An 18,126-nucleotide genomic window follows, 5' to 3' on the forward strand; every position below is an offset into this window, starting at 1 on the left:
CGCATTTTTTTCAAAAAAGCACTAGACAGCGGGGACGGAGGTACGTAATATCCAGCCCCGCAACGGCGCTAAGCGCCCGTAGCTCAGCTGGATAGAGCGCTGCCCTCCGGAGGCAGAGGTCTCAGGTTCGAATCCTGTCGGGCGCGCCATTTTAGTCCCGGCGCTAGAGCTGCGGTGGTCTGAGAAGTAGTCAGAACCGCGTGAAAGAATACAGTGGTGGCTATAGCTCAGTTGGTAGAGCCCTGGATTGTGATTCCAGTTGTCGTGGGTTCGAATCCCATTAGCCACCCCATTATTGAAAGAGTTGTGAATTGCGAAGGTGGCGGAATTGGTAGACGCGCTAGCTTCAGGTGTTAGTGTTCTTACGGACGTGGGGGTTCAAGTCCCCCCCCTCGCACCACGACTTTTAATGAATTGAACTAAAAATTCAAAAAAGCAGTACATCGGCGAGTAGCGCAGCTTGGTAGCGCAACTGGTTTGGGACCAGTGGGTCGGAGGTTCGAATCCTCTCTCGCCGACCAATTTTGAACCCCGCTTCGGCGGGGTTTTTTGTTTTCTGCGCTTTTTCGGTTTTTCATCCTGTAGCCATCCCCCGACAACACCCTGCATCCTTGTCGCGATTCAGCGACATATAACCATTTAATAATAAAGAAATTTTTATTTTGTCGCTTTAAGCGTCTCCTGCTGACGACAGATCGCCGCCCTTAACGCGATGTTGTACGGCGTAAGGCGGTTCTTAACAGCATAATTTCCTTTTATCTTAAAATGTTGCGTGATGTAAAAGTTCTGTGTGTAAACCTGGCACAATACGTGCAATAATACAGGGGTAGATGCTCATTCCATCTCTTATGCTCGCCTCAGGGCCTCATAAACTCAGGAATGACGCAGAGCCGTTTACGGTGCTTATCGTCCACTGACAGATGTCGCTTCGGCCTCATCAAACACCATGGACACAACGTTGAGTGAAGCACCACATATGTTGTCTTACAGACCTGTTTTAACGCCTGCTTTTATAGCAGGCGTTTTTTTATGCCTAAAAAAAGGAGGCCATCTGGCCTCCTTGTAATCTACTGCTGCGTCCCGTTGTTCTGTAGCGTCAGCAGTAGTCCATCACGTCGCATGGCTGCGGCCTCTTCCGGCTTGTGCTGCTTGTCCAGCGAATCAGCAAGCCAGGCGTAATCGAATGCGTCCGGGCGCTGCTTCAGCGCCGCGCGGAAGGCGAGGCTTGCCTCCTGCCACTCGCCGTGCTTCATCAGAGACTGGCCCAGCGTACTCCACAGCAGCGGACGATCGCCGACGGTTTTGATCTGCTGGCGCAGTACTTTTTCGATCTGCTCAGGATTATTGGTCTTCAGGCGCGGGATCACCATTACCAGGCGGTCATCATACTGCCGCTTGAGACCGTCGAGGAGGATCTCCTGCGCGGTGTCATGGTCGTCACACTCAATCAGATGTTCGGCCATCGCCACCTGGAGAGGGACCTGCTGGCGCGTTTTACGGCTCTGGTTTTTCCACCAGGCCTTCAGCCCGTCGCTGCCAAGATCGGCACGCGCCTGATCCATCAGGCCAATCCACGCCAGACGCTGAAGTTCATCACGGTGTTCATCATCGCCCACGTCGGCTTTCGCCATGGAAGGGATAATGTCCAGCAGCGATCCCCACGCACCGGTCCGGATGTATGCCTGCTCAGCAAGACGCAGCACTTCCGGATGACGAGGCGTAATCTCCAGCAGACGGTCAACGCCGTGGCGTGCCGCATGGTTTTCATTCCGCGCCAGTTGCAGACGAACGCGGGTGATCTCAACCGGAATCGGATCCTTAGTAGAAAGCTCAGAGGCGCGTTCAAGATGCTGATTGGCGCGGGCCTCATCGCCTCGCTGCTGCGCCGCCTCAGCGGCCAGCAGATAGTTTACAACCGGCTGTTCTGCATGGTCGGCATTTTTCGACATCAGCTTTTCAACCTGCTGATAATCTCCTTCGGCCAGCTTCAGCAGCGCCTGCTCGGTCTGCTTACGGGCGCGACGGCGCTTACGGCCAACGAACCAGCCGCGGGTATGCGCGCCGGTACGGAAAATACGACGCAGGATCCACTCCACGGCCAGCAGAACGACCACGCCCAGGATCAGGATAATCACCAGCCCGGTCACGCTGGTTTCGATGTTGTAGTTATCGGTCTGGATCAGTACGTAACCCTGGTGACCCGCGAGCATCGGCCCCAGCACAATCCCGGCGATCAGCAGGATGAAGAGTAAGAAGACTTTTAGCATCATTACTCTCCTTGCGGCGCGCTTTCAGGCGCTGGCGCGGCGGCAGGTGCTTCAGCCGGGTGCTCTGCCGGAACGCCCGGCTGGGCCAGCAGGTTACGCACGCGCGTCTGCATGATCTTCTCCAGAATCGGCTGGCTCTCCAGTTTGTCCGGCACGTTCATGGTGATGTTTTGCTGGCTCAGCTTGTCGATATCCTCAAGGAACGCGGTCGTGGTTGCGTCATTGGTATCGTAGTAAGCGCGGACCCAGGTGGATACGTTATCCAGAGCCTGTTTGTAGGTCTCTTCCTGGTGGCGCGGTACGGCCTGAGCAGCCACCAGCAGGCGGGAGCGAATGTTTTCGCGCAGATAGACGTCCTGGTTCGGCGCCAGCAGCGGCACGGCAGTTTCATCGCGGCGGCGAACGGTAATGAAGCTGTCCATAAAGTTCTGCCAGCTCTTTTGCAGGTTGATACGCCACTCGCTCAGGGAGCTGGACAGCTCGGTGCCGTCGGAATCCATTGGAGAGTCGTCGTCGTTGTTATCGGCCAGCTGGAGGTTATCAATCTGGTTCGAAAGCTGATTCACTTTAAGAATGATACCGTCGTAATCGACCTGAGAAACCGCAGACAGGCTGGCGATATCTTCCGTAATGGCGCGGCGTGCGCCGATCAGGCTCGGATCGTTCATGTCGGCCAGGCTTGCGTCGGCGCTTTTCAGCAGCGCGGCGGCGGTGGTGACATCCTGATCGCTCCAGAGCTTACGTCCGGCCAGTTTCACCAGAAAATCGGCCTGTGAGAGCAGCCAGGTTTTGGCATCGGTCCCGGAAATCGTGGCGACTTTTTCCTGCACTTCGCTCAGCTGTTTGGTCAACGCTTCACGCTTGCTGTTCGCGTCGGCGAGGGCGGCAGCCTGCTGCTTAATCACGCCTTCCAGCTCGGCTTTTTGCGTCTCCTGCGCTTTTTGCAGGGCGGTGATTTGGTTAACCAGCGCGTCGCTGGTGGCCGTCTGGTTGGTGCCCTGTTTCTTCACCAGCCCGTAAAGTCCCACGCCTGCGGCCAGCGCAATCGCGATGGCAATCACGCTCAGCGTAAGGCTGGTTTTGTTGCTGCCGTTTTTCTTCTCAACGGTTTTGTCTGTCGTCTCTGGCTGTGACGTGGTGTCCACAGTCTCCCTGGTCTCTTCAACCACGGCGGAGGATTTTTCGTGTTCCGTCATTATGGCTTCCCATTTGAGAGTTATTGTAATGCGCGCAGCAGCGCATCGTTGTCGGCGTTATCAGCGATCCGAATATCCTGCCAGCCCAGTTCCCGGGCGTGGTTCGCCAGACGCTCGCTGACGACCAGAAGCCGACAGCGGAGTAACCAGTTTTCGCGATACCAAAGCGGGATCAGCGACCAAAGCTGTTGTAACATTTCACCGCTGGTGACCACCAGCGTATTAATGCCGCGCGCGTGCCAGCGCATTGCTTCTTCCGCGCCATCGTAATGTTTTGCACAGCGCTGATAGCACTCCACAAACGTCACGTCTGCACCGCGTTCCCGCAACGTTTCACCCAGCAGTTCGCGGCCACCGTTGCCGCGCAAAATGAGCGCACGCTTTCCGGCAATGGTTTGTAATTCAGGTAATTGTAGCAAGACTTCGCTGATTTCCCGATCTAACGGATAACGAACGTCAATTCCGCTGGCGGTGTGTAAGGCCAGCGCGGTGGTGCGCCCGATGGCGAAATAGCGGGGTGTACAGGGCCAGCTAACGCCCTGCTGTTGCAGCTGCGCATGGGCAAACTCAACGGCATGCTGCGACAGAGCAAAGAGCAGATCGCCTTCCTGCAAGGCACGCATCTGGTCAGCGAGCGTAGACAGCTCGCGACCGGGGGAGAATTCAATCAGCGGAAAACTCCAGGCCACCTGCCCCAGTGCGCGCAGACGGCTCACTAACTGCTCTCCTGCGGGAGAAGGGCGGGTGACAAGAATACTCATGCAGGGGGTTCTCCGTTATAGACCTCGGCCAGAATTTCACGCGCGCCGTTATTCAGCAGCTCTTCCGCCAGCGATACGCCAAGCGCTTCGGCATCCTGCGGCCTGCCGCGACGTTCACCGCGAACCATCTGCGAGCCGTCCGGCGCGCCGACCAGCGCACGCAACCACAGTTCACCGTCGGTTAATTCAGCATAGCTGCCAATGGGCACCTGACAGCCGCCTTCGAGACGAGTATTCATCGCACGCTCGGCTTTTACGCGAATGGCGGTGTCGTCATGATTCAGCGGCGCGAGCAGGGCCTGGGTGCGCGCATCATCCAGACGGCATTCAATGCCGACGGCACCCTGACCGACGGCGGGCAGCGACAGCTCTGGCGGCAACGCCACGCGAATGCGTTCCTCCAGCCCCAGGCGTTTCAGGCCCGCAACCGCAAGAATAATGGCATCGTAGTCGCCGTTATCCAGCTTGCCAAGGCGCGTGCCGACGTTACCGCGCAGCGAACGAATCACCAGATCCGGGCGACGCTCCGCCAGCTGACACTGGCGGCGTAAACTTGACGTGCCGACCACGCTGCCCTCTGGCAACGCGTCGAGCGACGCATAGCGGTTAGAGACAAACGCATCGCGCGGATCCTCGCGCTCGCAGATAGTCACCAGCCCCAGCCCTTCCGGGAACTCAACGGGCACGTCTTTCATCGAATGCACGGCGATATCGGCGCGGTTCTCAAGCAATGCCAGTTCCAGCTCTTTGACAAACAGGCCCTTGCCGCCCACTTTCGCCAGCGGCGTATCGAGGATTACGTCACCGCGCGTGACCATTGGCACCAGCTCAACGCGTAATCCGGTGTGGCAGGCTTCCAGGCGCTGCTTAACATAATGTGCCTGCCAGAGCGCAAGGGGACTTTGGCGTGTGGCAATTCTCAAAACATTGTCTAACATGCTTGTTACCGTCATTATCAATCGCTAACCATCCTAACATTGTTGACACTCGGATGGCAGTTTTACGGTTGATGAAGCGCGAGAGGGACAGGGCGGCGTACGCGTCAGCCACCGCCGTATTCAGGAATTTACACGTACAGAACGGTGCTACACTTGTATGTAGCGCATCTTTCTTTACGGTCAACCGGCAAGGTGTTAAATTGATCACGTTTTAGACCATTTTTTCGTCTGTACCACCAGAAAAGCAAAAGGCGAAAGAAGGGTAACGGTTATTTTTTGAAATACTGCGGGTCCGCTGCTTTTTCTGTTTTGACTGGCGTGCGACACCCGGAAACATCAGGCGATACGTCTTGTACCTCTATATTGAGACTCTGAAACAGAGACTGGATGCCATCAATCAATTGCGCGTGGATCGCGCGCTTGCTGCCATGGGACCTGCTTTCCAGCAGGTATACAGTCTACTGCCGACATTGTTGCACTATCACCATCCGCTAATGCCGGGTTACCTCGATGGTAACGTTCCCCAGGGCATTTGCCTCTTCACGCCTGATGAAACCCAACAGCATTACCTGACCGAACTTGAGCTCTACCGTGGTATGCCGCCGCAGGATTCGCCGAAAGGCGAGCTGCCGATTACCGGGGTTTACTCGATGGGCAGTACCTCATCGGTTGGGCAAAGCTGTTCTTCTGACCTGGATATCTGGGTCTGCCATCAGTCCTGGCTCGACAATGAAGAGCGCCAGCTGTTGCAGCGTAAATGCAGCCTGCTGGAGAGCTGGGCGGCGTCGCTCGGCGTGGAAGTAAGCTTCTTCCTGATTGATGAAAACCGTTTCCGCCATAACGAAAGCGGCAGTCTGGGTGGTGAAGACTGCGGCTCGACTCAGCACATTCTGCTGCTGGATGAGTTTTACCGTACCGCCGTTCGCCTGGCCGGGAAACGTATTCTGTGGAATATGGTGCCGTGCGATGAAGAAGAGAATTATGACGACTACGTCATGTCGCTTTACTCGCAGGGCGTTCTGACGCCAAACGAGTGGCTGGATCTGGGCGGCCTGAGCTCCCTGTCCGCCGAAGAGTACTTTGGTGCAAGCCTCTGGCAGCTCTATAAGAGCATTGATTCACCGTACAAAGCGGTGCTGAAAACCCTGCTGCTGGAAGCCTACTCCTGGGAATACCCCACGCCGCGTCTGCTGGCGAAAGACATTAAGCAGCGTCTGCACGACGGGGAGATCGTCTCCTACGGGCTTGATGCCTACTGCATGATGCTGGAACGCGTTACCGAATACCTGACGGCCATTGATGACACCACGCGTCTTGACCTGGTGCGTCGATGTTTCTATCTCAAAGTCTGTGAAAAACTGAGCCGTGAGCGCGCCTGCGTTGGCTGGCGTCGTGAAGTGGTCAGCCAGTTAGTCAAAGAGTGGGGATGGGACGAAGCGCGTCTCGCCATGCTCGACAACCGCGCCAACTGGAAGATCGATCAGGTGCGTGAAGCGCACAACGAACTGCTTGATGCGATGATGCAGAGCTACCGCAACCTGATCCGCTTTGCCCGCCGTAACAACCTTAGCGTTTCTGCCAGCCCACAGGATATCGGGGTGTTAACCCGTAAGCTGTACGCCGCGTTTGAAGCGTTGCCGGGCAAGGTTACGCTGGTTAACCCACAGATTTCGCCTGACCTGTCTGAACCGAATCTGACCTTTATCTACGTGCCGCCGGGCCGCGCAAACCGCACCGGGTGGTATCTGTACAACCGTGCGCCAAGCATGGATTCAATCATCAGCCATCAGCCGCTGGAATATAACCGCTACCTGAACAAGCTGGTGGCCTGGGCCTGGTTTAACGGCCTCCTCACCTCACGCACCCGGTTGTTTATCAAGGGCAACGAGGTGGTCGATTTAGCCAAGTTGCAGGAGATGGTGGCGGATGTCTCGCACCACTTCCCGCTGCGTCTGCCTGCGCCGACGCCAAAAGCGCTCTACAGCCCGTGTGAGATCCGCCATCTGGCGATCATCGTCAACCTGGAATACGACCCGACGGCGGCCTTCCGCAATCAGGTGGTCCACTTTGACTTCCGCAAGCTGGACGTTTTTAGCTTCGGCGAGCAGCAAAACTGCCTGGTGGGCAGCGTGGATCTGCTGTACCGCAACTCGTGGAACGAAGTGCGTACCCTGCACTTCAACGGCGAGCAGGCGATGATCGAAGCGCTGAAAACCATTCTCGGCAAGATGCACCAGGACGCCGCGCCGCCGGACAGCGTGGAAGTGTTCTGCTACAGCCAGCACCTGCGCGGCCTGATTCGTACCCGCGTGCAGCAGCTGGTGTCTGAGTGCATCGAACTGCGCCTCTCCAGCACCCGCCAGGAAACCGGGCGCTTTAAAGCGCTGCGCGTCTCCGGCCAGACCTGGGGCCTGTTCTTTGAGCGCCTGAACGTGTCGGTCCAGAAGCTGGAAAACGCCATTGAATTCTACGGCGCGATTTCGCATAACAAGCTGCATGGCCTGTCGGTTCAGGTGGAAACCAACCACGTTAAGCTGCCACAGGTGGTGGATGGCTTTGCCAGTGAAGGGATCATTCAGTTCTTCTTCGAAGAGTCAGGCGATAACGCCGGGTTTAATATCTACATTCTGGATGAAACCAACCGCGCCGAGGTGTATCACCACTGTGAAGGCAGCAAAGAGGAGCTGGTGCGCGACGTCAGCCGCTTCTATTCGTCCTCGCACGATCGCTTTACCTACGGCTCAAGCTTTATCAACTTCAACCTGCCGCAGTTCTACCAGATTGTGAACGTAGATGGCCGGGCGCAGGTGATCCCGTTCCGTACGCAGGCAATTACCCCTGCGGCGCCTGCGAATCAGGATACCGCACCGCTGTTGCAGCAGTATTTCTCCTGAGCCTTTTCGCCGGGTGGCGCTTACGCTTACCCGGCCTACGGTCCGAGCCTTTTCGCCGGGTGGCGCTCACGCTTACCCGGCCTACGGTCCGAGCCGTTGTAGGCCCGGTAAGGCGTAGCCGCCACCGGGCAACAAAACTACCTGAAACTCACGTCCTCGCCCGCCTGCGCGGTTGCAGCCTGTTCCAGCAGATCCCAGAACGTTTCGCCGCTGCGATCGCAAACCCACTCGTCACCTTTCAGGTCAAAGTGATAACCGCCCTGTTTAGCCGCCAGCCACACCTGGTGAAGCGGCTCCTGACGGTTAATAATAATTTTGCTGCCGTTTTCGAAGCTTAAGGTCAGGATCCCGCCGTTGATTTCACAATCGATATCGCTGTCGCCGTCCCAGTCGTCGATACGCTCTTCGATGGTCATCCACAGGGTATCGGCGAGGCGATGAAATTCACTGTCGTTCATGGTTTTATTCCTGTTTTTCGTGATGGCGGCAGTATAACGCTAAATAATTCCCGTTGCAGGAAAGCGGCAAACTCTTGCTTTTGTGTCTTCTCCTGCGATGATAGAAACAGATTTGAACTTACGGGCAACCTCTACATGAAAAACGTCTTTCGAACGCTTGCCGTTCTTGTCACTCTGTTTAGCCTGACCGGCTGTGGACTGAAGGGACCACTTTACTTCCCGCCAGAGGATAAAAACGCACCACCGCCGACAAAACCGGTGCAAAGTGGTATCGAGTCATCTACGCCGGATACCAACGATCGCGGCAATAACGGTGGCCCGACTCAGGTCAATCTCTGACAATTACGTTCTGTACCCGCGCAATGGAGCAAATGATGCAGTTCTCTAAAATGCATGGCCTTGGCAACGACTTTATGGTCGTCGACGCGGTAACGCAGAATGTCTTTTTCTCTCCGGAGCTGATCCGTCGTCTGGCGGATCGACACGTGGGCGTCGGGTTTGACCAGCTGCTGGTGGTGGAGCCTCCTTACGATCCTGACCTGGACTTTCACTACCGCATTTTTAACGCCGACGGCAGCGAAGTGTCCCAGTGCGGCAATGGCGCGCGCTGTTTTGCCCGCTTTGTTCGGCTAAAGGGGCTCACCAACAAGCGCGATATCCGCGTCAGCACCGCCAACGGTCGGATGGTGCTCAGCGTCACCGACGACGAACTGGTGCGCGTGAACATGGGCGAGCCAAACTTCGAGCCTTCTGCCGTGCCGTTTCGCGCCAACAAAGCGGAAAAGACCTATATTATGCGCGCCGCCGAGCAGACAGTATTGTGTGGCGTTGTCTCAATGGGTAACCCGCACTGCGTGATTCAGGTGGATGATGTGCAAACCGCCGCGGTCGAAACGCTCGGCCCGGTGCTGGAAAGCCACGAGCGCTTCCCGGAGCGGGCGAACATCGGTTTCATGCAGGTGGTGAAGCGTGAACACATTCGCCTGCGGGTTTACGAGCGCGGCGCAGGCGAAACCCAGGCCTGCGGAAGCGGTGCCTGTGCGGCGGTGGCCGTGGGCATCTCGCAGGGGTTACTGGCAGAAGAGGTTCGCGTGGAATTACCGGGCGGGCGTCTTGATATCGCCTGGAAAGGAGCGGGTCATCCACTGTACATGACTGGCCCGGCGACACATGTTTATGACGGGTTTATCCATCTATGAAGCAACCAGGGGAAGAACTGCGGGAACCCTTAACCGAGCTGGACGACAGCGCCGTTGTGGATTACCTGCTGCACAATCCTGAGTTTTTTATCCGCAATGCACGCGTTGTCGAACGGATGCGCGTGCCGCATCCGGTTCGCGAGACCGTGTCGCTGGTTGAATGGCACATGGCGCGCTCGCGCAATCACATCCATCAGCTCGAAGAGAACATGACGCTGCTGATGGAGCAGGCCAGCAATAACGAAAGCCTGTTCCACCGTCTTCTGCACCTCCAGGCGCGCCTGGCGTCTGCGCACAGTCTCGAAGAGTTTCTCAACCGCTTCCACCGCTGGGCGCGCGAGCTGGGGCTGGCAGGCGCAACTCTCCGCCTGTTCCCTGACCGGTGGCGCATTGGCGCGCCGTCCGGGTTTACCCATCTGGCGCTTAGCCGTCAGGCATTTGAGCCGCTGCGCATTCAGCGTCTGGGCCATGAGCACCACTATCTGGGGCCGCTTAACGGACCCGAGCTGTTGGTGGTGCTGCCGGAAGCCAAAGCTATTGGCTCGGTGGCGATGTCGCTGATGGGGCGTGATGGTGACCTGGGCGTGATGTTATTTACCAGCCGCGACGCGCATCATTATGAGCAGGGGCAGGGCACGCAGCTGCTACAGGAAATCGCCCTGATGCTGCCTGAGCTGCTGGAGCGCTGGATTGAGCGCGTATGACGGACGCACTGCTTGCCACTGACGTCTCGCGTTTTCTGCGCTATCTGGGCGTAGAGCGTCAGCTCAGCCCCATTACGCTGCTCAACTATCAGCGTCAGCTTGATGCCATCATGCAGATTGCCGATGAAATCGGCCTGAAAAGCTGGCAACAATGTGACGCCGCCACGGTACGCGGATTCGTCGTGCGTAGCCGTAAAAAAAACTTAAGCCCGGCGAGCCTGGCGCTCCGGCTCTCTGCCCTGCGCAGCTTTTTCGACTGGCTGGTCAGTCAGGGCAAGCTGAAAGCTAACCCGGCAAAAGGGATCGCCACGCCAAAAGCCCCACGCCATCTGCCGAAAAATATCGACGTCGACGACGTAAACCGCCTGCTGGATATCGATCTTAACGATCCGCTGGCCGTGCGCGACCGCGCGATGCTGGAGGTGATGTACGGTGCCGGGCTGCGTCTGTCCGAGCTGGTCAATCTCGATATAAAACATCTCGACCTGGAAACGGGCGAAGTGTGGGTGATGGGCAAGGGCAGCAAAGAGCGCCGCCTGCCGATTGGCCGCAACGCCGTCTCCTGGATTGAGCACTGGCTGGATCTGCGCGGGCTGTTTGGCGCCGAAGAAGATGCGCTGTTTTTGTCGAAGCTTGGCAAGCGGATCTCCGCGCGTAACGTGCAGAAGCGCTTTGCGGAGTGGGGCATCAAGCAGGGGCTGAACAGCCACGTGCATCCGCACAAGCTGCGCCACTCCTTTGCGACGCACATGCTGGAATCAAGCGGCGACCTGCGCGGCGTGCAGGAGCTGCTCGGCCACGCGAATCTGTCGACCACCCAAATCTATACCCATTTAGACTTCCAACACCTTGCCTCGGTGTATGACGCGGCGCATCCACGCGCCAAACGGGGGAAATAATGCGTTTTTACCGCCCACTCGGTCAGATATCAGCCCTGACGTTTGACCTTGATGACACTCTTTATGATAACCGTCCGGTGATCCTGCGTACCGAGCAGGAGTCGCTGACGTTTGTGCAGAACTACCATCCTGCGCTGAAAGCGATGCAGAACAAAGACTTCCAGCAGCTGCGTCAGTCCCTGCGGGAAACCGAACCGGAGATTTACCACGACGTGACCGAATGGCGTCGCCGGGCGGTTGAGCAGGCGATGCTCAACGCCGGCCTGAGCGCGCAGGATGCGGCCACGGGGGCCGAAGCGGCCATGGAAAACTTCGCCAAATGGCGCAGCCGCATCGATGTGCCGCAGGAGACGCACGACACGCTGGCGAAACTGGCCAGTAAGTGGCCGCTGGTGGCCATCACCAACGGCAACGCTCAGCCCGAGCTGTTCGGCTTAGGTGACTATTTTCAGTTCGTGCTGCGCGCGGGCCCGCACGGGCGCTCGAAGCCGTTTAACGATATGTATCACCTGGCGGCGGAAAAACTGGATTTGCCGCTCGGCGAAATCCTGCACGTGGGCGATGACCTCACCACGGACGTCGCCGGGGCGATCCGCTGCGGTATGCAGGCCTGCTGGATCAAGCCGGAAAACGCCGATCTGATGACCACCCTGGACAGCCGTCTTCTGCCGCACGTGGAAATTTCACGGTTGGCATCCCTCACGACGCTGATATAATCATCAATTGTTCTGTATAAATTAACAGGGTTTTGGCGAATGGAAACATTTGCCTGCCCGACATGACGTGACGGTGCCAATGGACGTTTCTTACCTGCTCGACAGCCTTAATGATAAACAACGTGATGCGGTTGCCGCCTCGCGTACAAACCTGCTGGTACTGGCTGGAGCGGGCAGTGGTAAGACGCGCGTGCTGGTTCACCGTATCGCCTGGCTCCAGAGCGTGGAGAACTGCTCGCCGTACTCAATTATGGCCGTGACGTTTACCAACAAGGCGGCGGCAGAGATGCGCCACCGTATCGCACAGCTGATGGGCACCAGCCAGGGCGGCATGTGGGTTGGCACCTTCCACGGCCTGGCGCACCGTCTGCTGCGCGCGCACCATATGGACGCTAACCTGCCGCAGGATTTTCAGATCCTCGACAGCGAAGACCAGCTGCGCCTGCTGAAGCGCCTGATCAAGGCGATGAACCTCGACGAGAAGCAGTGGCCTCCGCGTCAGGCGATGTGGTACATCAACGGTCAGAAAGACGAAGGGCTGCGTCCGCACCATATCCAGAGCTTCGGTAATCCGGTCGAGCAGACCTGGCAGAACGTCTACAAGGCCTATCAGGAAGCATGCGACCGCGCCGGCCTGGTGGATTTCGCCGAGCTGCTGCTGCGCGCCCATGAGCTGTGGCTCAACAAACCGCATATCCTGCAACACTACCGTGAACGCTTCACCAACATCCTGGTGGACGAATTTCAGGATACCAACAACATCCAGTACGCGTGGATCCGCCTGCTGGCCGGTGATACCGGCAAGGTGATGATCGTCGGCGATGACGACCAGTCTATCTATGGCTGGCGCGGCGCGCAGGTGGAAAACATCCAGCGCTTCCTCAACGATTTCCCCGGCGCGCAAACCATCCGTCTGGAGCAGAACTACCGCTCAACCAGCAATATTCTGAGCGCGGCCAACGCCCTGATTGAGAATAACAACGGGCGCCTGGGTAAAAAGCTGTGGACCGACGGCGTCGACGGCGAACCTATTTCGATTTACTGCGCCTTCAACGAACTCGACGAAGCGCGCTTCGTGGTGAACCGCATTAAAACCTGGCAGGACAACGGCGGCGCGCTGGAGCAGTGCGCCATTCTCTATCGCAGCAACGCCCAGTCGCGCGTGCTGGAAGAGGCGCTGTTGCAGGTGAGCATGCCGTACCGTATTTATGGCGGTATGCGCTTCTTCGAACGTCAGGAGATCAAAGATGCGCTCTCGTATCTGCGTCTGATTGCCAACCGTAACGACGATGCGGCGTTTGAGCGCGTGGTGAACACGCCGACGCGCGGCATCGGCGATCGCACGCTGGACGTGGTGCGCCAGGCCTCGCGCGATCGTCAGCTTACGCTGTGGCAGGCGTGCCGCGAGCTGTTGCAGGAAAAAGCCCTCGCCGGACGCGCCGCCAGCGCGTTGCAGCGCTTCCTGGAATTAATTGACGCGCTGGCGCAGGAAACCGCCGACATGCCGCTGCACGTACAGACCGACCGGGTGATCAAAGATTCCGGCCTGCGCACCATGTACGAGCAGGAAAAAGGCGAAAAGGGGCAGACCCGTATAGAGAACTTAGAGGAACTGGTCACGGCAACGCGCCAGTTCAGCTACAACGAAGAAGACGAAGATCTGATGCCGTTGCAGGCATTCCTCTCTCACGCCGCGCTGGAGGCGGGGGAAGGGCAGGCCGATACCTGGCAGGATGCGGTTCAGCTGATGACCCTGCACTCCGCCAAAGGTCTGGAGTTCCCGCAGGTGTTTATCGTCGGGATGGAAGAAGGCATGTTCCCGAGCCAGATGTCGCTGGATGAAGGCGGGCGTCTGGAAGAAGAGCGTCGTCTGGCCTACGTGGGCGTGACCCGTGCGATGCAGAAGCTGACCCTGACCTACGCGGAAACCCGCCGCCTGTACGGGAAAGAGGTGTATCACCGTCCGTCGCGCTTTATCGGCGAGCTGCCCGAGGAGTGCGTGGAAGAGGTGCGCTTGCGCGCCAGCATCAGCCGTCCGGTCAGCCATCAGCGTATGGGGTCGCCAATCTCTGAAACCGACACCGGGTACAAGCTGGGCCAGCGCGTGCGCCACGCTAAATTTGGCGAAGGCACCATCGTCAACCTGGAAGGCAGCGGCGAGCACAGCCGCTTGCAGGTAGCGTTCCAGGGGCAGGGGATCAAATGGCTGGTGGCAGCCTATGCCAGGCTGGAAAGTGTGTAACTTTCAGAAAAATATCACTATTTTGTAATAATCTGCTAGCCTTATACGCTGAAGGTCAATTAATGCCCTTCAGCGTTCCGTTGCGTGTTGACGCCACAGTTATTGCTGGCGTAACATGCGCGCACGATTACGCTAAGAGGACATTCGCCTTGGACACACCCAGTAGATACTGGCTCAATTCCCTGTCATCCAGGAACAACTCCTAAGGCTATCTCCTCTTGCTGATGGCCTTAGTGGTTGTCAGCGACTGCATTTTTCCCGTCGCGCTGAGTCAGGCTGTTTAATGGTCTGAAACCCAATTTGTTTCTGTGTGCCCACCGAACTGTCCGATATTTTTTGCATTGGGAGTCCCGGTCATGTTGAGCGCATTTCAACTCGAAAATAACCGACTGACTCGGCTTGAAGCCGAAGAGTCACAGCCCCTCATTGATGCCGTATGGGTGGATCTGGTCGAGCCGGACGACGATGAACGCCTTCGCGTACAATCTGAACTGGGGCAAAGCCTGGCGACACGCCCGGAACTGGAAGACATCGAAGCATCCGCCCGTTTTTTTGAAGACGAAGACGGCCTGCACATTCACTCCTTCTTCTTTTTTGAAGATGCCGAAGACCACGCGGGGAACTCTACCGTGGCGTTCACCATCCGCGATGGCCGCCTGTTCACCCTGCGCGAGCGCGAACTGCCGGCGTTTCGTCTCTACCGCATGCGTGCCCGCAGCCAGGCGATGATAGACGGAAACGCCTATGAGCTGCTGCTGGATCTGTTCGAAACCAAAATCGAACAGCTGGCGGATGAAATCGAAAACATCTACAGCGACCTGGAAAAGCTGAGCCGCGTGATCATGGAAGGCCATCAGGGCGATGAATACGACGAAGCGTTGTCCACGCTGGCGGAGCTGGAAGATATCGGCTGGAAGGTGCGTTTGTGTCTGATGGATACCCAGCGCGCGCTGAACTTCCTGGTGCGCAAGGCGCGTCTGCCGGGCGGTCAGCTGGAGCAGGCGCGTGAGATTTTACGCGATATCGAATCCCTGCTGCCGCACAACGAATCCCTGTTCCAGAAGGTCAACTTCCTGATGCAGGCGGCGATGGGCTTTATCAACATTGAGCAGAACCGCATCATCAAGATCTTCTCGGTGGTCTCCGTGGTGTTCCTGCCGCCGACGCTGGTGGCGTCCAGCTACGGGATGAACTTTGAGTTTATGCCGGAGCTGAAGTGGAGCTTTGGTTACCCGGGGGCGATTATCTTTATGATCCTCGCCGGGCTGGCGCCGTATCTGTACTTTAAGCGGAAGAACTGGCTTTGAGAGTTCGCCCGGTGGCGCTACGCTTACCGGGCCTACAGATCTTGTAGGCCGGATAGGCGCAGCCGCCATCCGGCAAAAAAGCACTACACCCCTCTGCGGGTCCTGCGCTGGGTATAGATCGCATCCGCAACAAAGATGGCCAACGCTACCCAGATAAAGGCGAAGGTCACCATCTTATCCGCACCCGGCACTTCGCCGTAAAATACCACTGCCAACAGGAACATCAGCGTCGGGCCAATGTACTGGAAGAAACCCAGCGTGGAGAGGCGCAGACGCGTTGCCGCGCCGGTGAAGCACAGCAGGGGAATCGTCGTGACCACGCCTGCGGCCATCAGCATCAGGTTTAACGACCAGGGGTTGCTGCCCATGTGGCTGGTGGCGCTGTCGGCAATACCGAACAGATAGATTGCCGCGACCGGCAGCAGCCACAAGGTTTCAAACAGCATGCCCGTCTGCGCTTCCACCGCAATCTTCTTACGCACCAGGCCGTAGAAGGCAAAGCTGAACGCCAGGCCGAGGGCGATAATCGGCAGCGAGCCAAAGGTCCACAGCTGCACCAGCACGCCGCAGAAGGCCAGAATCACCGCCACCCACTGCATCCGACGGAAGCGCTCGCCGAGGAAAATCATCCCCAGCACGATATTCACCAGCGGGTTAATGAAGTACCCCAGGCTCGCTTCGAGCATATGATGGTTATTCACCGCCCAGATGAACAGCAGCCAGTTGCCGCCGATCAGCACTGCGGAAAGCGCGAGCAGGAAGACCTTCTTCGGCGTTTTCAGCAGCGTTTTGACGCCTGACCACTGACGGCTGATGCTCATCAGCGCGATCATAAAGAAAAACGACCAGATGACGCGGTGGGTGAGGATTTCGTCCGCCGGGACATAGGCGATAAGCTTGAAGTACGCCGGCGCGATACCCCAAATAAAATAAGCGGCAAGGGCGAGTAAAACGCCCTGCCGCGTCTGTTTAGCATCCATCGGGAAAATCCGTTACAAAAAAGTGAATCAATTTTACCCGAATTTGCCGCCTCAACCCACCATATAAGTGGCGGTTGCGCTGGCGATATAAACCTGCTCTTCGTTATGCAGCTCAACGCGGGCAACGGCAACTTTATTCCCGGCACGCAGCAGGCTGCTGGTGCAGGTAAAGCGGTTTCCTCGTCCTGGTCGCAGGTAGTCGACGCGTAAATCGATGGTTCCCATGCGCGACAGGCGCTGGCGTAACTCATCTTCGTTGATGGTGTCGTGGCGCGTCAGCGTGCTGCCCACGCACACCAGACCGGCCGCCACGTCCAGCGCAGAGGCAATCACCCCGCCATGCAAAATGCTTTGCGCCCAGTTGCCCACCATCATTGGCTGATTATTGAAGCTAAGCTGAGCAAAGTCTTTTTCGTATCGTTCCAGCTCAAGACCCAGTGCACGGTTAAACGGCATGTGGTACACAAAAATCTCGCCCACGAGTTTTAACGTTTCTTCGGCGGTTAGCGTGGCTGACATCAGACGTGGCATCCTTGTTGTTAATAAAATGTTGATTTTATGCTTCAGGATAAAGGAATGCCACTTTAAGAAACGAGGAAGCGGAAGTTATCGCAGAAGTCTGTAGAATGCGCAGACAAAACTATTCATTAAATGTCACAATTTCAGGAGAACACCACCGATGCGGACGTATCTGGGTTGGTTACTGGCGGCGGTTGCGCTGCCCCTCACAGCATATGCGCAGGAAGCGACGATCAAAGAAGTGCATGATAAACCTGCCGTTCAGGGCAGCATCATCGCCAATATGCTTCAGGAGCACGACAATCCGTTCACGCTGTACCCCTATGACACAAACTACGTGATCTACACCCAGACCAGCGATCTCAACAAAGAGGCGATAAGTTCCTATAACTGGTCTGATAATGCGCGTAAAGATGAGGTGAAGTTCCAGCTCAGCCTCGCCTTCCCGTTCTGGCGCGGCATCCTGGGGCCGAACTCGGTGCTCGGCGCGTCCTACACGCAGAAGTCATGGTGGCAGCTCTCCAACAGCGGCGAATCTTCACCGTTCCGCGAAACCAACTATGAGCCGCAGCTGTTCCTCGGTTTCGCCACCGATTATGAGTTTGCAGGCTGGACGCTGCGCGACGTAGAGGTGGGTTATAACCACGATTCCAACGGTCGTTCCGACCCAACCTCACGCAGCTGGAACCGCGTCTATACGCGTCTGATGGCGCAGAACGGCAATTTCATGGTGGAAGTGAAGCCGTGGTACGTGGTGGGCAGCACCGATGACAACCCGGATATCACCAAATACATGGGCTACTATCAGCTTAAGGTGGGCTATCAGCTGGGTGACGCGGTGCTGAGCGCCAAAGGTCAGTACAACTGGAACACCGGATACGGCGGCGCTGAGCTGGGCCTGAGCTACCCGGTGACGAAACACGTGCGTCTCTATACCCAGGTGTATAGCGGCTACGGCGAATCGCTGATCGACTACAACTTCAACCAGACCCGCGTCGGTGTGGGCGTCATGCTGAACGATATTTTCTAAGCTGCTCGAATGTTTT

At 57.2% G+C, this 18,126-nt stretch carries 17 protein-coding genes and 4 tRNA genes; 14 read left to right on the forward strand and 7 right to left on the reverse strand.

Features of this window, described 5'->3' with window-relative positions; translation table 11 throughout:
• Positions 1-72: 72 nt before the first annotated feature.
• From E0L16_RS14905 to E0L16_RS14920, 4 genes are all read left to right on the forward strand, one after another.
• Positions 73-149: transfer RNA gene (locus tag E0L16_RS14905), tRNA-Arg, on the forward strand.
• A gap of 67 nt (positions 150-216) precedes the next feature.
• Positions 217-292, forward strand: a tRNA-His gene (locus E0L16_RS14910).
• A 21-nt stretch (positions 293-313) separates the two neighbouring features.
• Positions 314-400, forward strand: a tRNA-Leu gene (locus E0L16_RS14915).
• Positions 401-444: 44 nt separating this feature from the next.
• Positions 445-521, forward strand: a tRNA-Pro gene (locus E0L16_RS14920).
• A gap of 546 nt (positions 522-1,067) precedes the next feature.
• On the opposite strand, the gene hemY is transcribed toward E0L16_RS14920, so the two are convergent.
• Genes hemY through hemC form a run of 4 tightly spaced genes read right to left on the reverse strand, consistent with a single transcriptional unit; the run spans position 1,068 to position 5,162 of the window.
• Positions 1,068-2,267, reverse strand: coding sequence for a protoheme IX biogenesis protein HemY (gene hemY / locus E0L16_RS14925; protein WP_063452167.1), 1,200 nt, complete (start codon positions 2,265-2,267; stop codon positions 1,068-1,070).
• A 2-nt stretch (positions 2,268-2,269) separates the two neighbouring features.
• Positions 2,270-3,463 carry a uroporphyrinogen-III C-methyltransferase gene (hemX, locus tag E0L16_RS14930; protein WP_131637251.1) on the reverse strand — a complete coding sequence of 398 codons (1,194 nt, stop codon included), beginning with the start codon at positions 3,461-3,463 and terminating at the stop codon, positions 2,270-2,272.
• Positions 3,464-3,483: 20 nt separating this feature from the next.
• On the reverse strand, positions 3,484-4,224 hold the full coding sequence (gene hemD, locus E0L16_RS14935) for a uroporphyrinogen-III synthase (protein ID WP_107534423.1): 741 nt from the start codon (positions 4,222-4,224) through the stop codon (positions 3,484-3,486).
• Entirely contained in the window at positions 4,221-5,162 is a 942-nt protein-coding gene (gene hemC, locus E0L16_RS14940; RefSeq protein ID WP_139158017.1) for a hydroxymethylbilane synthase, read from the reverse strand. Before hemC ends, hemD begins: the two co-directional genes overlap by 4 nt.
• 350 nt (positions 5,163-5,512) lie before the next feature.
• On the opposite strand from hemC, the gene cyaA reads away from it, so the two are divergent.
• Positions 5,513-8,056 (forward strand): class I adenylate cyclase, encoded by a 2,544-nt coding sequence (gene cyaA, locus E0L16_RS14950; protein ID WP_063452171.1) that lies wholly within the window; start codon positions 5,513-5,515, stop codon positions 8,054-8,056.
• A 137-nt stretch (positions 8,057-8,193) separates the two neighbouring features.
• Here cyaA and cyaY read toward each other — a convergent pair whose 3' ends face one another.
• On the reverse strand, positions 8,194-8,514 hold the full coding sequence (gene cyaY / locus E0L16_RS14955; protein ID WP_003860816.1) for an iron donor protein CyaY: 321 nt from the start codon (positions 8,512-8,514) through the stop codon (positions 8,194-8,196).
• Between the two features lie 135 nt (positions 8,515-8,649).
• Between cyaY and lptM the strand changes: the two genes are divergently transcribed.
• From lptM to corA, 8 genes are all read left to right on the forward strand, one after another.
• Positions 8,650-8,853 carry an LPS translocon maturation chaperone LptM gene (lptM, locus tag E0L16_RS14960; protein ID WP_006812373.1) on the forward strand — a complete coding sequence of 68 codons (204 nt, stop codon included), beginning with the start codon at positions 8,650-8,652 and terminating at the stop codon, positions 8,851-8,853.
• Between the two features lie 35 nt (positions 8,854-8,888).
• Positions 8,889-9,713, forward strand: coding sequence for a diaminopimelate epimerase (gene dapF / locus E0L16_RS14965; RefSeq protein ID WP_022646661.1), 825 nt, complete (start codon positions 8,889-8,891; stop codon positions 9,711-9,713).
• Positions 9,710-10,417 carry a DUF484 domain-containing protein gene (locus E0L16_RS14970; RefSeq protein WP_063868844.1) on the forward strand — a complete coding sequence of 236 codons (708 nt, stop codon included), beginning with the start codon at positions 9,710-9,712 and terminating at the stop codon, positions 10,415-10,417. The genes dapF and E0L16_RS14970 overlap by 4 nt, the downstream gene beginning before the upstream one ends.
• The gene (gene xerC / locus E0L16_RS14975) at positions 10,414-11,316 is read left to right on the forward strand and encodes a tyrosine recombinase XerC (RefSeq protein ID WP_063868846.1); all 903 of its coding nucleotides are present in this window, start codon (positions 10,414-10,416) and stop codon (positions 11,314-11,316) included. The genes E0L16_RS14970 and xerC overlap by 4 nt, the downstream gene beginning before the upstream one ends.
• Positions 11,316-12,032, forward strand: a complete 717-nt coding sequence (gene yigB, locus E0L16_RS14980) for a 5-amino-6-(5-phospho-D-ribitylamino)uracil phosphatase YigB (RefSeq protein WP_112792050.1) — start codon at positions 11,316-11,318, stop codon at positions 12,030-12,032. The genes xerC and yigB overlap by 1 nt, the downstream gene beginning before the upstream one ends.
• 79 nt (positions 12,033-12,111) lie before the next feature.
• On the forward strand, positions 12,112-14,274 hold the full coding sequence (gene uvrD / locus E0L16_RS14985; RefSeq protein WP_063868850.1) for a DNA helicase II: 2,163 nt from the start codon (positions 12,112-12,114) through the stop codon (positions 14,272-14,274).
• A 149-nt stretch (positions 14,275-14,423) separates the two neighbouring features.
• Positions 14,424-14,480: a YsgD/CorL family protein gene (gene ysgD / locus E0L16_RS22235; protein ID WP_212743980.1), complete on the forward strand. Its 57-nt coding sequence runs from the start codon at positions 14,424-14,426 to the stop codon at positions 14,478-14,480.
• A 150-nt stretch (positions 14,481-14,630) separates the two neighbouring features.
• Positions 14,631-15,581 carry a magnesium/cobalt transporter CorA gene (corA, locus tag E0L16_RS14995; RefSeq protein WP_063868853.1) on the forward strand — a complete coding sequence of 317 codons (951 nt, stop codon included), beginning with the start codon at positions 14,631-14,633 and terminating at the stop codon, positions 15,579-15,581.
• Positions 15,582-15,664: 83 nt separating this feature from the next.
• Here the strand turns inward: corA and rarD are convergent, their stop codons facing one another.
• Entirely contained in the window at positions 15,665-16,561 is an 897-nt protein-coding gene (rarD, locus tag E0L16_RS15000; protein WP_063868855.1) for an EamA family transporter RarD, read from the reverse strand.
• A gap of 51 nt (positions 16,562-16,612) precedes the next feature.
• Positions 16,613-17,080 carry an acyl-CoA thioesterase YigI gene (yigI, locus tag E0L16_RS15005; RefSeq protein WP_006812366.1) on the reverse strand — a complete coding sequence of 156 codons (468 nt, stop codon included), beginning with the start codon at positions 17,078-17,080 and terminating at the stop codon, positions 16,613-16,615.
• A 160-nt stretch (positions 17,081-17,240) separates the two neighbouring features.
• On the opposite strand from yigI, the gene pldA reads away from it, so the two are divergent.
• Positions 17,241-18,110, forward strand: coding sequence for a phospholipase A (gene pldA / locus E0L16_RS15010; protein WP_063452178.1), 870 nt, complete (start codon positions 17,241-17,243; stop codon positions 18,108-18,110).
• Positions 18,111-18,126 lie beyond the last annotated feature (16 nt).

The sequence above is a fragment of the Enterobacter quasihormaechei genome, assembly GCF_004331385.1.
Lineage (GTDB): Bacteria > Pseudomonadota > Gammaproteobacteria > Enterobacterales > Enterobacteriaceae > Enterobacter > Enterobacter quasihormaechei.

Coding starts and splice junctions, on each gene's coding strand:
- hemD (WP_107534423.1), bottom strand. CDS start 4,224: ATGAGTATTCTTGTCACCCGCCCTTCTCCCGCAGGAGAGCAGTTAGTG.
- uvrD (WP_063868850.1), top strand. CDS start 12,112: ATGGACGTTTCTTACCTGCTCGACAGCCTTAATGATAAACAACGTGAT.
- E0L16_RS14970 (WP_063868844.1), top strand. CDS start 9,710: ATGAAGCAACCAGGGGAAGAACTGCGGGAACCCTTAACCGAGCTGGAC.
- yigI (WP_006812366.1), bottom strand. CDS start 17,080: ATGTCAGCCACGCTAACCGCCGAAGAAACGTTAAAACTCGTGGGCGAG.
- pldA (WP_063452178.1), top strand. CDS start 17,241: ATGCGGACGTATCTGGGTTGGTTACTGGCGGCGGTTGCGCTGCCCCTC.
- hemX (WP_131637251.1), bottom strand. CDS start 3,463: ATGACGGAACACGAAAAATCCTCCGCCGTGGTTGAAGAGACCAGGGAG.
- corA (WP_063868853.1), top strand. CDS start 14,631: ATGTTGAGCGCATTTCAACTCGAAAATAACCGACTGACTCGGCTTGAA.
- cyaY (WP_003860816.1), bottom strand. CDS start 8,514: ATGAACGACAGTGAATTTCATCGCCTCGCCGATACCCTGTGGATGACC.
- yigB (WP_112792050.1), top strand. CDS start 11,316: ATGCGTTTTTACCGCCCACTCGGTCAGATATCAGCCCTGACGTTTGAC.
- hemY (WP_063452167.1), bottom strand. CDS start 2,267: ATGCTAAAAGTCTTCTTACTCTTCATCCTGCTGATCGCCGGGATTGTG.
- lptM (WP_006812373.1), top strand. CDS start 8,650: ATGAAAAACGTCTTTCGAACGCTTGCCGTTCTTGTCACTCTGTTTAGC.
- rarD (WP_063868855.1), bottom strand. CDS start 16,561: ATGGATGCTAAACAGACGCGGCAGGGCGTTTTACTCGCCCTTGCCGCT.
- xerC (WP_063868846.1), top strand. CDS start 10,414: ATGACGGACGCACTGCTTGCCACTGACGTCTCGCGTTTTCTGCGCTAT.
- dapF (WP_022646661.1), top strand. CDS start 8,889: ATGCAGTTCTCTAAAATGCATGGCCTTGGCAACGACTTTATGGTCGTC.
- hemC (WP_139158017.1), bottom strand. CDS start 5,162: ATGTTAGACAATGTTTTGAGAATTGCCACACGCCAAAGTCCCCTTGCG.